Below are 13,083 nucleotides of genomic sequence, written 5' to 3'. Positions count from 1 at the left end.
ACCGACGGGGGCGGGCCCGTTCAGGGGGCCGGTCCGAGGCCGGGCCGCGCCCCGTTCAGGCGTCCGCGAAGGCTCTGGCGAAGGCCTCGCGCGGGGTGGGGTCGCGGTCCAGGACGGCGAAGACGACGTGTGCGAAGGCGCCCGCGAAGCGGCCCGTCAGCGTCCGGCGGAAGGCCTCGGCCACCACCGCCGGGTCGTTCCGGAACACCCCGCACCCCCAGGCCCCCAGCACCAGCCCCCGGTACCCGTGCAGCGCGGCCACCTCCAGGACGCGCCCGGCGCGCCGGGCCAGGGCCGCCGGGATCTCCGGCGCCCGCTCCGGCTCCTGGCGGCGGATCGTGCCCGCGTTGGGGGCCGGGGAGGTGAGGAACCCGGCCCGGAACGGGGTCTCCAGCAGTTCGCCCCTGTCGTCGCGGAACACCGGCACCCCGGGCGAGTGGATCACCCGGTCGGAGTAGAAGGTGCTCTTCCCGGCACGGTGGGCCTCGTAGTACTCGGGGGCCTCCAGCAGGGTCTCGTAGAGCGCCGACGCCCGGCACAGCGCCTCCTCCTGCGCCTTGGCCCCGCGGACGTAGCCGCCCCCGGGATTGCAGGCCGAGGCGAAGTTCAGCACCGCGACCCCGCCCGGGCCGCCGGCCTCCTGCGCCAGGCGACGCGCCGCGACCGTGCTGCTCTCCCCCGTGACCTCGAAGACCGTCCGGCGGCTCCCCCTGACGGACCTTTCGTCTGGAATGACCGGGTTTGGCCCATATATTCTGGTTCCGGCCTTGGCTTCCGCCAGGTCGGCGGCGAGGGAGACCTGCCGCCCCGACCGCGTCCGGTACCCCCCGGCCGCCAGGATCAGCGCGTTCTCCCGCGCGATCTCGCGCAATCTGCTGCTCACGCCGCCATCCTCCGGCGCAGGCCCGGGAGCGGCAAAGGAATTACCGCCCCGAGGACGGGTAGGCACGGGTGACGTCACGGCCGACTACAGGAGACGAGGTTCCGGTCATGTCCGAGAACGCACCCGCTCCCTCCGGTCACGGTCCCGGGGACCGTGATCACGCCCCCCTCGACGAGGCGGGCGCCGAGAACCTGATCCACGGCATCTGTTTCAAGACCGGCCCGCCCCGCACCCTCGGCGCCGAGCTCGAATGGCTCGTACTGGACGCCGAGCGGCCCTGGCTGCCGCTTCCGCCCGAACGCCTCACCGCCGCCCACGCCACCGCCCGCGCCCTGGACCTGAACTCCCGGGTCACCGTCGAACCCGGCGGCCAGCTGGAGCTCAGCTCCGCCCCCGCCGCCTCCCTCACCGCCTGCGTCGACGGGCTCCGGGCCGACCTCACCGCCGTACGGGCCGCCCTGCGCGAGCGGGGCCTGGTCCTCCACGGCCTCGGCGAGGACCCCCGCAGGCCCCTGCGCCGCCTCCTGGCCAGCCCGCGCTACGACGCGATGGAGGCCTACTTCGACCGCACCGGCCCCGCCGGCCGGGCCATGATGCGCGCCTCCGCCTCCGTACAGGTCTGCGTGGACGCCGGCCACGAGGAGCCGGGGCCGCTCGGGTACGGCAGGCGCTGGCGGCTGGCCCACCTGCTGGGCGCCGTCCTGGTGGCCGCCTTCGCCCACTCCCCCGGCCGTGACGGCCCGTACCAGGGCTGGCGGTGCGCCCGGCAGGGGATCTGGAGCGACATCGACCCGCGCCGCGCGCTGGCCCCGCCGCTGGACGCCGAGCCCCGCGCCGCCTGGGTCCGGCACGCGCTGGACACCGAGGTGATGTGCGTACGGGGCCACGGGGACGGGCCCTGGGCGGTGCCGCGCGGGCTCACCTTCCGCGGCTGGCTGCGCGCGGACGGCCGCGGGCCGGGCCCCTCGCGGCGGCCCACCGCCGAGGACCTGGACTACCACCTCACCACCCTGTTCCCGCCCGTGCGCCCGCGCGGCCACCTGGAGCTGCGGATGATCGACGCGCAGCCCGGCGAGGACGGCTGGATCGTCCCGGTGGCGGTGGTGCACGCGCTGTTCGACGACCCGGAGGCCGCCGAGACCGCCTACCGGGCGGTGAAGGCGCTGGCCGACGCGTACGGCGGCCACCGCGCGCCCCGCAACTCCCTGTGGCGGACGGCCGCCCGCAGCGCCCTGGCCGACCCCGGCCTGCGGGCGGCGGCGACGGCCTGCTTCGCGGCCGCCGAGGAGGCGCTGCCCCGGCTCGGGGCGGACGCGTCCGTCCGCCGGGCGGTCGGGGCCTTCGCCGAGCGCTACGTACGGCGCGGCCGCTGCCCGGCCGACGACATGGACGACGCCCTGATCGCGGGGCGCACCCGGGCCGCCGTCAGCGCCGCTCCGGCAGCCGTGGAAGACACCGGCCCGGCGGTGCGCCGCCGGCGGCCGCCCGCCGCGAAGGGACCGCGCCCATGACCACCGAGACCCACCCCGAGATCCGGCCCGCGGTGCTGCGCGAGCGGGCCGCGGCCGCCCTGACCGCCGCCCGGGCCCGTACCGCCGGGCTGACCGATCCCGTCAGCGACCCGGACCTGACCGCGCAGCACTCCCCCCTGATGTCCCCGCTGGTGTGGGACCTGGCGCACATCGGGAACCAGGAGGAGCTGTGGCTGCTGCGCAACGTGGCCGGCCGCGCGTTCCTGCGCCCCGAGATCAACCCCCTGTACGACGCGTTCCGGCACCCGCGCGCCGAACGGCCGAAGCTCCCGCTGCTGGGCCCGGAGGAGGCCCGCCGGTACGCGGCCGAGGTCCGCGGGCGGGTGTTCGACCTGCTCGACCGCACCCCGCTGGAGGGGGCGGCCCTGCTCGACCACGCCTTCGTCTTCGGGATGATCGCCCAGCACGAGCAGCAGCACGACGAGACCATGCTGATCACCCACCAGCTGCGCGCGGGCGACCCCGTACTGGCCGCACCGGACCCGGCGCCGCCGCAGGGGCCGCCCCCGGCCGCCTCCGAAGTCCTGGTGCCGGCGGGCCCGTTCACCATGGGGACTTCGGCCGAGCCCTGGGCGCTGGACAACGAACGGCCCGCGCACGTGCGGGAGGTCGCGGCCTTCCACATCGACACGGTGCCGGTCACCAACGCCGCCTACCAGGCCTTCATCGCGGACGGCGGCTACACGGACCCCCGCTGGTGGGCCGCCGAGGGCTGGGAGCAGATCCGCGCCCACGACATCGGGGCGCCGCTCTTCTGGCGGCGCGAGGCCGGCCAGTGGCTGCGCCGCCGCTTCGGGGTGACCGAGCCGGTGCCCGACGACGAACCGGTTCTGCACGTGAGCTGGTACGAGGCCGACGCCTATGCCCGCTGGGCGGGACGCCGGCTGCCCACCGAGGCGGAGTGGGAGAAGGCGGCCCGCCACGACCCGGCCACCGGCCGCTCCCGCCGCCACCCCTGGGGCGACGCCGACCCGACCCCCCTGCACGCCAACCTGGGCCAGCGCCACCTGCGCCCGGCCCGCGCGGGCTGCTACCCGGCCGGGGCCTCCCCGCTGGGGGTGCGCCAGCTCATCGGCGACGTGTGGGAGTGGACCGCCTCGGACTTCCTGCCGTACCCGGGGTTCCGTGCCTTCCCGTACCGGGAGTACTCGGAGGTGTTCTTCGGCCCGGAGCACAAGGTGCTGCGCGGAGGCTCCTTCGCGGTGGACCCGGTCGCCTGCCGGGGCACCTTCCGCAACTGGGACCTGCCGGTGCGCCGGCAGATCTTCTCCGGCTTCCGCACCGCCAGGGACGCCTGATGTGCCGTCACCTGGCCTACCTGGGGCCGGACATACCCCTGGGGACGGTACTGGCCGATCCGCGGCACTCGCTCGTGCGGCAGTCCTGGGCGCCGCGCCGCCAGCGGTACGGCACCGTCAACGCCGACGGCTTCGGGGTGGGCTGGTACGCGCCCGGGGACCCCGTCCCGGCCCGCTACCGGCGCGCCGGGCCCGTCTGGGGGGACGAGGGCTTCGCCGACCTGGGCCGGGTGGTGCGCAGCGGGGCCGTGCTGGCCGCCGTGCGCGACGCCACCTTCGCCGGGGCCGACGCGGAGGCCGCGGCGGCGCCGTTCGCCTCGGGGCCCTGGCTGTTCAGCCACAACGGCGCGGTACGGGGCTGGCCGGACGCGGCGGCGCCGCTCGCCGAGGCGCTGCCGGCCCCCGCGCTGCTGGAACTGGCCGCGCGCACCGATTCCGCCCTGGTGTGGGCCCTGGTCCTGCACCGGCTGCGGCAGGGCGACGACCCGGGCACGGCCCTGGCGGAGGCGGTCCGCGAACTGGCCGCCGCCGCTCCCGGGTCCCGGCTGAACCTGCTGCTCACCGACGGCGCCTCGATCGCCGCCACCGCCTGGGGCGATTCCCTCTGGTACCTGCCCGGCCACCCGGCGGGTCGGGTGGTCGTGGCGTCCGAGCCGTACGACGACGACACCGGCTGGTGCGAGGTGCCCGACCGGACCCTGCTGACCGCCACCCGCACGCGGGTCACCCTGATCCCCCTGAAGGAGAGCACCCCGTGAGCGACTTCCAGATGACCCGGACCCTCGACGAGCACGCCGCCGACAGGGCGCTGCGCGAGGACGTCCTGCGCGGGCTGACCCGCGTCCCCAAGGAGCTGCCGCCGAAGTGGTTCTACGACGCCCGGGGCAGCGAGCTCTTCGAGGAGATCACCCGGCTGCCGGAGTACTACCCGACGCGCGCCGAGCGGGAGATCCTGCTGGAGCGGGCCCGGGAGATCGCGGCGGTGAGCGGGGCGCGGACGCTGGTGGAGCTGGGCTCCGGCTCCTCGGAGAAGACCCGGCACCTGATCGAGGCGCTGCCCGCGCTGGAGACGTACGTGCCGGTGGACGTGAGCGAGAGCGCCCTGACCGGGGCGGCCGAATCCCTGCTGGCGGCGCATCCGGGGCTGGACGTGCACGCGCTGCTCGCGGACTTCACGGGCCCGCTGCACCTGCCGGACTCGCCCGGGCCGCGGCTGGTGGTGTTCCTGGGCGGCACGATCGGGAACCTGCGGCCGGCGGAGCGGGCGGTGTTCCTGGCGTCCGTACGGGCGATGCTGTCGCCCGGGGACGCGCTGCTGATGGGCACGGACCTGGTGAAGGACGAGGCCGTGCTGGTGGCGGCGTACGACGACGCGCAGGGGGTGACGGCGGAGTTCGACAAGAACGTGCTGGCCGTCATCGACCGGGAACTGGGCGCGGACTTCCACACCGCCGACTTCGACCATGTGGCGGTGTGGAACCGGGAGCACGAGTGGATCGAGATGCGGCTGCGGGCCCGGTCGGCGGTGACGGTGAAGATCCGCGCGCTGGACCTGGTGGTGCCGTTCGAGGAGGGCGAGGAGATCCTGACGGAGATCTCGGCGAAGTTCCGTCAGGAGGGCGTGCGTAAGGAACTCGCCGAGGCCGGGCTGGAGTTGTCCCACTGGTGGACGGACGCGGCGGGCCGCTTCGCGCTGTCGCTGTCGGTGGCGGACGGCTCGGTGGACTCGGACGCCGTGGACTGAGCCGGGGCGCGCCGGGCCGGGGCGTGCGGGGCGGGGGCGCGCCGGGCCGGCGGGCGGGGCGGGCGCTGCTGGGCGGGTATGCCGGCCAGTGGTGTCCGCTCCGGTTCCCGCGTCCCGAGGACCGCCCGCTGCGCCGCCGCCGCGAGTTCGCGCCGGCCGGCGTGGCGGCCCTGCGGGATCCCGGGCAGCAGCCGCACCTCGGCGCGCACGCCGCGGGCGCGGGCGATCCGCCAGAGGGAGGCGGTCAGGGTGTCGTCCCCGACGAAGGCGGGCGCCCCGGCGAACTCCCCGTCCGCCAGCCGGTAGGAGATCCGCACGGGCTGTACGGGCACGCGCGCGTCCAGTGCCGCCTGGAACGCGGCCCGCCGGAAGGGGCCCTGGGCGCGCCCGCACCACGTGCAGCCCTCGGGGAAGACGGTGACCCGGTCCCCGGCCGCGAGGGCCCGGGCGACGCTCTCCACGGTCCGGGGCAGGGCCCGCAGCCGGTCCCGCTCGATGAACAGGGTGCCCGCCCGCGCGGCGAGCCGGCCGAGGACCGGCCAGGCGCGGATGTCGCTCTTGGCGAGCATCCGGCTGGGCAGGGCGGCGGCGACGAGCGGGATGTCGGTCCAGGAGACGTGGTTGGCGACGATCAGGCGGCCCCCGTCCGGCCCGGGGGTGCCGTGCACGGTGATCCGTATCCCCAGGGACCGCAGGAGCGCGGTGGACCAGGCCCGGATCAGGGCGCGCCGGGGCCGGACGGGCAGCAGCCGCACCGGCGGGGCGGCCGGGACGGCCAGCAGGACCAGCGCGAGGGCGCCGGCGAGCCGGAGCACCGCGCGGGGGACGCTCGCGGCCGGGCCCGGGTGGCCGGCGCAGTCCTGCGGGGTGCAGGGCGCCGTGGGCAGCAGCCAGTTGCTCATGCCGACGGGGCGAGCGAGAGGAAGTGGTTGAGGTAGCGCGGGTTGGTCCGGCGCAGGGAGAGCAGGACGTACAGGTCGGCGCAGCCGAACCCGGCGTCGAGGGCCGGCTCCCCGCAGACCCAGGCGCCGAGGCGGATGTAGCCGCGCAGCAGCGGCGGCAGCTCCAGGCGGGTGCCGGGGAGGGTGACGCCCTCGGGGCTCCACGGGAGGTGCGGGGTGACCCGGTACTCCTCGGGGGCGAGGTTGCGGGCCAGGACGGTCTCGCGGGTGGCGGCCGCCAGCACTCCGCCGTCGGCGAGCGGTATCGAGCAGCACCCGGCGAGCCAGTTGTGGCCGGTGCGCTCCATGTAGCGGGCGAGGCCGGCCCAGATGAGGGCGATGACGGCGCCGTTGCGGTGGTCGGGGTGGACGCAGGAGCGGCCGACCTCGACCAGGTCGGGGCGGATCGGGGCGAGGGCGGCCAGGTCGAACTCGCCCTCGGAGTAGAGGCGTCCGGCGACGGCGGCGCGCTCCGGGGGCAGCAGCCGGTAGGTGCCGACGACCTGGCCGGTCTCCTCGTCGAGGACCAGGAGGTGGTCGCAGTAGGCGTCGAAGGCGTCGGAGTCCAGGCCCGGCTCGGGTCCGTCGAGGCGGGCACCGAGCTCTCCGGCGAAGACCTGGTGGCGCAGCCGCTGGGCGGCGCGGACCTCGGCCTCGTCGCGGGCGAGGCGGACGGTGTACCGGGGGGCGGCGGGGGCCGGGGCGAGGACGGCCGGGGCTGCGGGGGCCGGGGCGGGGGCGGCCGGGGTGCGGACGGCCGGGGCTGCGGGTGCGAGAGGGGACGGGGACAGGGGGGCGATGGTCATGGCTGCTCCTGATCCGGGCACGGGGAGCCGGGCCGCGGGTGGCGGACCCGGCTCCTTTACTTCTTCCGTGACCGGCTGGATTCGACATGACCGCGCCGCGGCCCCCGGATGTGCGGAGGCTGAACTCGGCGGACGGCGGCGGACCCGGCGCCCTGCTCAGCGGTCGGAGTTGAGGATCCGGCCCATCGCCTCCGAGGCCGTCTTCGCCGCCTGCCGGGGGTCCTGGCCGGTGAGCACGGCCGTCATGTACGGCTTGATCGGGTTCTTGGCCTCGACCTCGGCCCAGCGCCCGGACTTCGGCGTGGCCCGGCCCTGGGCGGCGCCGGCGGCCATTGCGGCGGTGCCCTCGTTGCCCTCGACCACCCGGGCGAGGGTGGTCTTGTTGGGGACGTAGCTCATGGTGCGGGCGAGCTCCGTCTGCCACTTCTCGCCGACCAGGGCGGTGATCACGTCGACGGCGCGCGCCCGGTTGCCTGTCCTGGCCGGGATGACCAGGTCGGAGCCGCCGGTGAGGACGGCGCCGGGCTTCTCGGAGGTCTTGCCGGGGATGGGGAAGTAGCCGAGCTTGCCCTTGAGCGCGGGGTTGGCGGCCTCGATCTGGGCCGCCTGTCCGGGCGGGGCGATGATCTGGGCGACCTGGCCGCGGGCGAAGACCTCGGCCTGCGGGGGCGTCTCCTCGTCGGCGTTCTTCGGGCCCTTGCCGAGGGCCTGGAGCTGCTTGTAGAAGTCCATCCCGGCCAGCGCCTTCTCGTCGTCGAGGGCCCCGACCCACTGGCCGCCCGTCTCGGCGGCGAGCTCGCCGCCCTCGTCCCAGACGAAGCCGGCGAGGACGTACCAGTTCTGGCCGGGGAGGTAGATGCCCTGCTGGTCGCCCTTGTCGAGCTTCTGGGTGGCCGCCGTCCACTCCTGGCGGTTCTTGGGCGGGGTCTTGATCCCGGCGTTGGCGAAGAGCTCCTTGTTGTAGATCACCACCCGGTTGGCCGCGTACCACGGGACGCCGTACTGGGCCCCGTTGACGCTGCCCGGGTCGGAGAGGCCCTTGAGCCAGTCCTTGCTGCCCCAGGTGCGCAGGCCCTCCAGGGTGAGCTCGGAGAGGCCGCCGGTCTCGACGTACTGGGCCACCTGGGTGTTGCCGACCTCGATGACGTCGGCGTGGTCCTGGCCCTTGCCGGAGAGGACGGCGTTGACCTTGTCACCGATGCCCTTCCACTCCTGGATCCTGACCTCCAGGTCGGTGCCGGGGTGCTGCTTCTCGAAGTCGGCGGTGAACTTCTCGATGAAGTCGTCCGAGGCGCTGCCCTTCATCAGCCAGAGGGTCACCTTCTCGGACCCGCCGTCCGATCCGGCCAGACTGCCGCAGCCGGCGGTCAGGGCGGTGGCGGCCACGAGGGCCGTGCACACGGCGAGGAAGCGCTTCTTCACGAGGGTCACCTTCTGGGCTGGATCTCAGATGGCTTGAAATTGGCATAGACCAATGGTCCGGTCAAGGGGCTTTCCAACGGGATTGTTCACGCAAAGTTCGCGGACCCGGGCTTACTGGGGCACCGTGGAACAAGGCAAAAGCGACAACCGGCGGGAGACCCCCATGTCCAACCACACCTACCGGGTGACCGAGATCGTCGGCACTTCCCACGAGGGCATCGATCAGGCCATCCGGAACGGGATCACGCGCGCCGGGCAGACCCTGCGCAATCTGGACTGGTTCGAGGTCACGCAGGTGCGCGGGCACATCGAGAACGGGCAGATCGCGCACTACCAGGTCGGGCTGAAGGTGGGCTTCCGCCTCGACGGCGAGGACTGACGGGTCGAAGGGCCGGCGCGCACCCGCCCCTCCCCCGGCCGCGGGGCACGACCTAGGCTGGCGGCCATGACCGAGACCACCGCACCGCGCCGCCCGCTGGCCGTCTTCGACATCGACAACACCCTCGCCGACACCGGCCACCGCCAGCACTTCCTGGAGCGCCGGCCCCGCGACTGGGACGGTTTCTTCGGCGCGGCCCCGGCCGACCCGCCGCTCGCGCGCGGCGTGGCCCTGGCGGTGGAGAGCGCGGCCGACTGCGAGGTGGTGTACCTGACCGGCCGGCCGGAGCGCTGCCGGGCGGACACCACCGACTGGCTGACCCGGCACGGGCTGCCCGAGGGCCGGGTGTGGATGCGCGGCGACCGCGACCGGCGGCCGGCCCGGCAGACCAAGCTGGAGGTGCTCCAGCGGATCGCGCGGGGCCGGGAGGTGCGGGTCCTGGTCGACGACGACCAGCTCGTCTGCCAGGCCGCGCGCGCGGCCGGGTTCGCGGTGCTGCTGGCGGACTGGGCGGCGCAGTCGGCGGAGCTCGAGAAGGCCCAGGAGAGCGAGGGCGGCAGCCGGACCTGAGGGCCGGAAGGCGAGGGCCCCGGGAATCTGCGCGGGCGCCGGGCGTTGAGACGGGTGTGATCTCCAGAATCTCGATCCTCGACCGGTCCCGCGTCCGCGAGGGACACCCCGCGGCGCAGGCCCTGCGCGACACCGTGGAGCTGGCACGCACCGCGGAGGAGCTCGGCTACCACCGCTTCTGGGTGTCGGAGCACCACGGCGTGCCCGGGGTCGCCGGCTCCGCCCCCACCGTCCTGGCCGCGGCCGTGGCGGCCGCCACCCGGCGGATCCGGGTCGGCACGGGCGGGGTGATGCTGCCCAACCACCAGCCGCTGGTGGTCGCCGAGCAGTTCGGGGTGCTGGAGGCGTTGTTCCCGGGCCGGATCGACATGGGCCTCGGCCGCTCGGTCGGCTTCACCGGCGGGATCCGGCGCGCCCTGGGCCGTGACACCGGGGACGCCGACCGGTTCGAGGAGCAGCTGGCCGAGCTGCTGGGCTGGATCGACGGCAGCCAGCGGGCCCACCCCGAGGTGCACGCCCGTCCGGCGGAGGGGATGCGGATCCCGCCCTTCGTGCTGGCCACCGGCGCGGGTGCCTCGATCGCCGCCCGGGCGGGGCTGCCGGTGGTGGTGGGCGACCTGCGCTCCCGCAGGCGGGTGGCGGAGGCGGTCGCGGCGTACCGCGCGGAGTTCCGGCCGTCCGCGTGGGGCGCCGCACCGTACGTGGTGGTCTCGGGGACGGTGGCGGTCGCCGGGACGGAGGAGGCCGCGCGGCGGATCCTGCTCCCCGAGGCGTGGTCCCTCGCGCACTCCCGGGCCCGGGGCACCTTCCCGCCCCTGCGGCCGGCCGAGGAGGTCGAGGCCCTGGAGCCCGGTCCCAAGGAGCGGGAGCTCTACGAGGCAGCCCTCGCCGGGCACATCGCGGGTACGGAGGAGCAGGTCGCGGCCGAGCTGGCCGGGCTCGCGGACTCCACCGGGGCCGACGAGCTGCTGGTCACCACCTCCACGTACGACCGGACGGCCCTGCTGGACTCCTTCCGCCGCCTGGCGCGCATCGCCGGGCTCGCATAGGCCGTCCCCGCCGACTCCCGTACGCCACTAAAGTGGGGCGAATGCACCCGACTTCCCCCGATGTCCCCGCCGTCCCCCGGGACGCCCTCGATCCCTGCGTACGGGTCCGCGGCGCCCGGGAGCACAACCTGCGCGGGGTCGACGTGGACATCCCGCGCGACACCCTGACCGTCTTCACCGGGGTGTCCGGCTCCGGGAAGAGCTCCCTGGCCTTCGGCACCCTCTACGCCGAGGCCCAGCGGCGGTACTTCGAGTCCGTCGCCCCGTACGCCCGGCGCCTGATCCACCAGATCGGCGCGCCCGCAGTGGACTCGGTGACCGGGCTGCCGCCCGCCGTCTCCCTGGAGCAGCGCCGCTCCTCCCCGGGCTCACGCTCCTCGGTCGGAACGGTCACCCTGCTCTCCAACTCCCTGCGGATGCTGTTCTCCCGGGCCGGCGCCTACCCTCCCGGCGCCGAGCGGCTGGATTCGGACTCCTTCTCCCCCAACACCGCCGCCGGGGCCTGCCCTTCCTGCCACGGGCTCGGGCGGATCCACCGCACCAGTGAGGAACTCCTCGTCCCGGACCCGGACCTGTCCATCCGTCAGGGCGCTATCGCCGCCTGGCCGGGGGCCTGGCAGGGCAAGAACCTGCGGGACATCCTGGAGGTGCTCGGTCACGACGTGGACCGGCCCTGGCGGGAGCTGCCGGCCGCGGACCGGGAGTGGATCCTGTTCACCGAGGAACAGCCGGTGGTGACCGTGCACCCGGTGCGGGAGGCGGACCGGATCCAACGCCCCTACCAGGGCACGTACATGAGCGCCCACCGCTATGTGATGCGGACCTTCTCCGACACCAAGAGCGCCACCCTGCGGGCGCGCGCCGAGAAGTTCCTCACCGACGCCCCCTGCCCGGTGTGCCGGGGGCGGCGGCTGCGGCCCGAAGCCCTGGCGGTGACCTTCGCGGGCCGCACGATCGCGGAGCTGGCGGCCCTGGCGCTGGGCGAGCTGGACGGCGTACTGGCGGCGGCCGAGCCGGCCACGGAGGCGGGACGGGTGCTGACGGCGGACCTGCGGGCGCGGATCGCACCGGTCACGGAGCTGGGGCTGGGCTACCTGAGCCTGGACCGGACCGCGCCGAGCCTGTCGGCGGGCGAACTCCAGCGGCTGCGGCTGGCGACCCAGCTGCGGTCGGGGCTCTTCGGGGTGGTGTACGTCCTGGACGAGCCGTCGGCGGGGCTGCACCCGGCCGACACGGAGGCGCTGCTGGACGTGCTGGAGCGGCTCAAGGCGGCGGGGAACACCGTGTTCGTGGTGGAGCACCACCTGGACGTGGTGCGGCGCGCGGACTGGCTGGTGGACGTCGGCCCGCTGGCCGGGGAGCACGGCGGCCGGGTGCTGTACAGCGGGCCGCCCGGGGGCCTGGCCGGGGTCGCGGAGTCGGCGACGGCCCGGCACCTGTTCGCGGGGGACGGCGCCCGCGAGCCCTCCCGCCCGGTGCGCACCGCCGCCGCCTCGGTCCGGCTGGCGGGGGTCCGGCGGCACAACCTCCGTGACGTGACGGTCGAGTTCCCGCTCGGGGTGTTCACCGCCGTCACCGGGGTGTCGGGATCGGGGAAGTCCACCCTGGTGGGGCGGGTGCTGGCGGAGGAGGTGGCGGGGCGGCTGGCCGAGCCGGACTTCCCGGTGCGGCGGCTGGTGGAGGTGGACCAGAAGCCGATCGGCCGGACGCCGCGCTCCAACCTCGCCACGTACACCGGGCTGTTCGACGTGGTGCGCAAGCTGTTCACCGCGGCCCCTCAGGCGCGGGCGCGCGGCTGGAAGGCGGGCCGGTTCTCCTTCAACGTGCCGGGCGGCCGCTGCGAGACCTGCCAGGGCGAGGGCTTCGTCTCGGTGGAGCTGCAGTTCCTTCCCAGTACGTACGCTCCGTGCCCGGAGTGCGCCGGCGCCCGGTACAACGCCGAGACCCTGGAGGTCCGTTACGAGGGGCTGGACATCGCGGAGGTGCTGGGGCTGACGGTGGAGGCGGCGGCCGGGTTCTTCGCGGAGGTCCCGGCGGCGGCGCGCAGTCTGCGCGCGCTGGAGGAGATCGGTCTGGGCTACCTGCGGCTGGGGCAGCCGGCCACCGAACTGTCGGGCGGGGAGGCGCAGCGGATCAAGCTGGCGACGGAGCTCCAGCGCTCGCGCCGGGACCACACCCTGTACCTGCTGGACGAGCCGACGACGGGGCTGCACCCGGCCGATGTGCGGGTGCTGCTGCGGCAGTTGCACGGGCTGGTGGAGGCGGGCCACTCGGTGGTGGTCGTGGAGCACGACATGGAGGTCGTGGCGGGGGCCGACTGGGTGATCGACCTGGGGCCGGGCGGTGGCACGGAGGGCGGCCGGATCACGGCCTGCGGCCCGCCGGCGGAGGTGGCCGCGTCGACGGCGGGCCGCACGGCCCCCTATCTGGCACGGGCGCTGGGCCGGTAGGCCTGCGCG

Annotated in this window: 11 protein-coding genes and 1 pseudogene; 8 read left to right on the top strand and 4 right to left on the bottom strand. The window is 75.3% G+C overall.

Annotation, left to right across the window (positions count from 1 at the left end; genetic code table 11):
• Window positions 1-55 precede the first annotated feature (55 nt).
• Window positions 56-883 (bottom strand): TIGR02452 family protein, encoded by an 828-nt coding sequence (locus ACZ5NJ_RS12960; protein ID WP_468764880.1) that lies wholly within the window; start codon window positions 881-883, stop codon window positions 56-58.
• A gap of 107 nt (window positions 884-990) precedes the next feature.
• Here ACZ5NJ_RS12960 and egtA point away from each other — a divergent pair, with 107 nt between their 5' ends.
• From egtA to egtD, 4 genes are read left to right on the top strand one after another with little or no spacing between them, the layout of a single operon-like run.
• The gene (egtA, locus tag ACZ5NJ_RS12955) at window positions 991-2,394 is read left to right on the top strand and encodes an ergothioneine biosynthesis glutamate--cysteine ligase EgtA (RefSeq protein WP_468764879.1); all 1,404 of its coding nucleotides are present in this window, start codon (window positions 991-993) and stop codon (window positions 2,392-2,394) included.
• Entirely contained in the window at window positions 2,391-3,713 is a 1,323-nt protein-coding gene (egtB, locus tag ACZ5NJ_RS12950) for an ergothioneine biosynthesis protein EgtB (protein ID WP_468764878.1), read from the top strand. The genes egtA and egtB overlap by 4 nt, the downstream gene beginning before the upstream one ends.
• The gene (egtC, locus tag ACZ5NJ_RS12945) at window positions 3,713-4,471 is read left to right on the top strand and encodes an ergothioneine biosynthesis protein EgtC (protein ID WP_468764877.1); all 759 of its coding nucleotides are present in this window, start codon (window positions 3,713-3,715) and stop codon (window positions 4,469-4,471) included. The genes egtB and egtC overlap by 1 nt, the downstream gene beginning before the upstream one ends.
• On the top strand, window positions 4,468-5,457 hold the full coding sequence (gene egtD / locus ACZ5NJ_RS12940; protein ID WP_468764876.1) for an L-histidine N(alpha)-methyltransferase: 990 nt from the start codon (window positions 4,468-4,470) through the stop codon (window positions 5,455-5,457). Before egtC ends, egtD begins: the two co-directional genes overlap by 4 nt.
• 365 nt (window positions 5,458-5,822) lie before the next feature.
• On the opposite strand, the pseudogene ACZ5NJ_RS12935 reads toward egtD, so the two are convergent.
• The 3 genes and pseudogenes from ACZ5NJ_RS12935 to ACZ5NJ_RS12925 form a co-directional block, all read right to left on the bottom strand.
• Window positions 5,823-6,359: pseudogene (locus tag ACZ5NJ_RS12935) on the bottom strand (lysophospholipid acyltransferase family protein); the annotation flags it as partial.
• Window positions 6,356-7,204, bottom strand: coding sequence for a GNAT family N-acetyltransferase (locus ACZ5NJ_RS12930; protein WP_468764875.1), 849 nt, complete (start codon window positions 7,202-7,204; stop codon window positions 6,356-6,358). The gene ACZ5NJ_RS12930 and the pseudogene ACZ5NJ_RS12935, both read right to left, overlap by 4 nt.
• A gap of 156 nt (window positions 7,205-7,360) precedes the next feature.
• A complete protein-coding gene (locus ACZ5NJ_RS12925; protein WP_468764874.1) occupies window positions 7,361-8,626 on the bottom strand; it encodes an extracellular solute-binding protein in 1,266 nt (421 codons plus the stop codon).
• A 163-nt stretch (window positions 8,627-8,789) separates the two neighbouring features.
• Here ACZ5NJ_RS12925 and ACZ5NJ_RS12920 point away from each other — a divergent pair, with 163 nt between their 5' ends.
• From ACZ5NJ_RS12920 to ACZ5NJ_RS12905, 4 genes are all read left to right on the top strand, one after another.
• A complete protein-coding gene (locus tag ACZ5NJ_RS12920) occupies window positions 8,790-9,005 on the top strand; it encodes a dodecin (protein ID WP_045951223.1) in 216 nt (71 codons plus the stop codon).
• 66 nt (window positions 9,006-9,071) lie between these two features.
• The gene (locus tag ACZ5NJ_RS12915) at window positions 9,072-9,575 is read left to right on the top strand and encodes a phosphatase domain-containing protein (RefSeq protein WP_468764873.1); all 504 of its coding nucleotides are present in this window, start codon (window positions 9,072-9,074) and stop codon (window positions 9,573-9,575) included.
• Window positions 9,576-9,631: 56 nt separating this feature from the next.
• Entirely contained in the window at window positions 9,632-10,624 is a 993-nt protein-coding gene (locus tag ACZ5NJ_RS12910) for an LLM class flavin-dependent oxidoreductase (RefSeq protein ID WP_468764872.1), read from the top strand.
• Between the two features lie 41 nt (window positions 10,625-10,665).
• Window positions 10,666-13,074 carry an excinuclease ABC subunit UvrA gene (locus ACZ5NJ_RS12905; RefSeq protein WP_468764871.1) on the top strand — a complete coding sequence of 803 codons (2,409 nt, stop codon included), beginning with the start codon at window positions 10,666-10,668 and terminating at the stop codon, window positions 13,072-13,074.
• The last annotated feature ends 9 nt before the right edge of the window (window positions 13,075-13,083 follow it).

The organism is Streptomyces sp. NPDC032091, assembly GCF_055580265.1.
This window is presented reverse-complemented; position numbering and strand designations above follow the sequence as displayed.

Coding starts and splice junctions, on each gene's coding strand:
- egtA (WP_468764879.1), top strand. CDS start 991: ATGTCCGAGAACGCACCCGCTCCCTCCGGTCACGGTCCCGGGGACCGT.
- egtB (WP_468764878.1), top strand. CDS start 2,391: ATGACCACCGAGACCCACCCCGAGATCCGGCCCGCGGTGCTGCGCGAG.
- egtC (WP_468764877.1), top strand. CDS start 3,713: ATGTGCCGTCACCTGGCCTACCTGGGGCCGGACATACCCCTGGGGACG.
- ACZ5NJ_RS12930 (WP_468764875.1), bottom strand. CDS start 7,204: ATGACCATCGCCCCCCTGTCCCCGTCCCCTCTCGCACCCGCAGCCCCG.
- ACZ5NJ_RS12920 (WP_045951223.1), top strand. CDS start 8,790: ATGTCCAACCACACCTACCGGGTGACCGAGATCGTCGGCACTTCCCAC.
- ACZ5NJ_RS12915 (WP_468764873.1), top strand. CDS start 9,072: ATGACCGAGACCACCGCACCGCGCCGCCCGCTGGCCGTCTTCGACATC.
- ACZ5NJ_RS12905 (WP_468764871.1), top strand. CDS start 10,666: ATGCACCCGACTTCCCCCGATGTCCCCGCCGTCCCCCGGGACGCCCTC.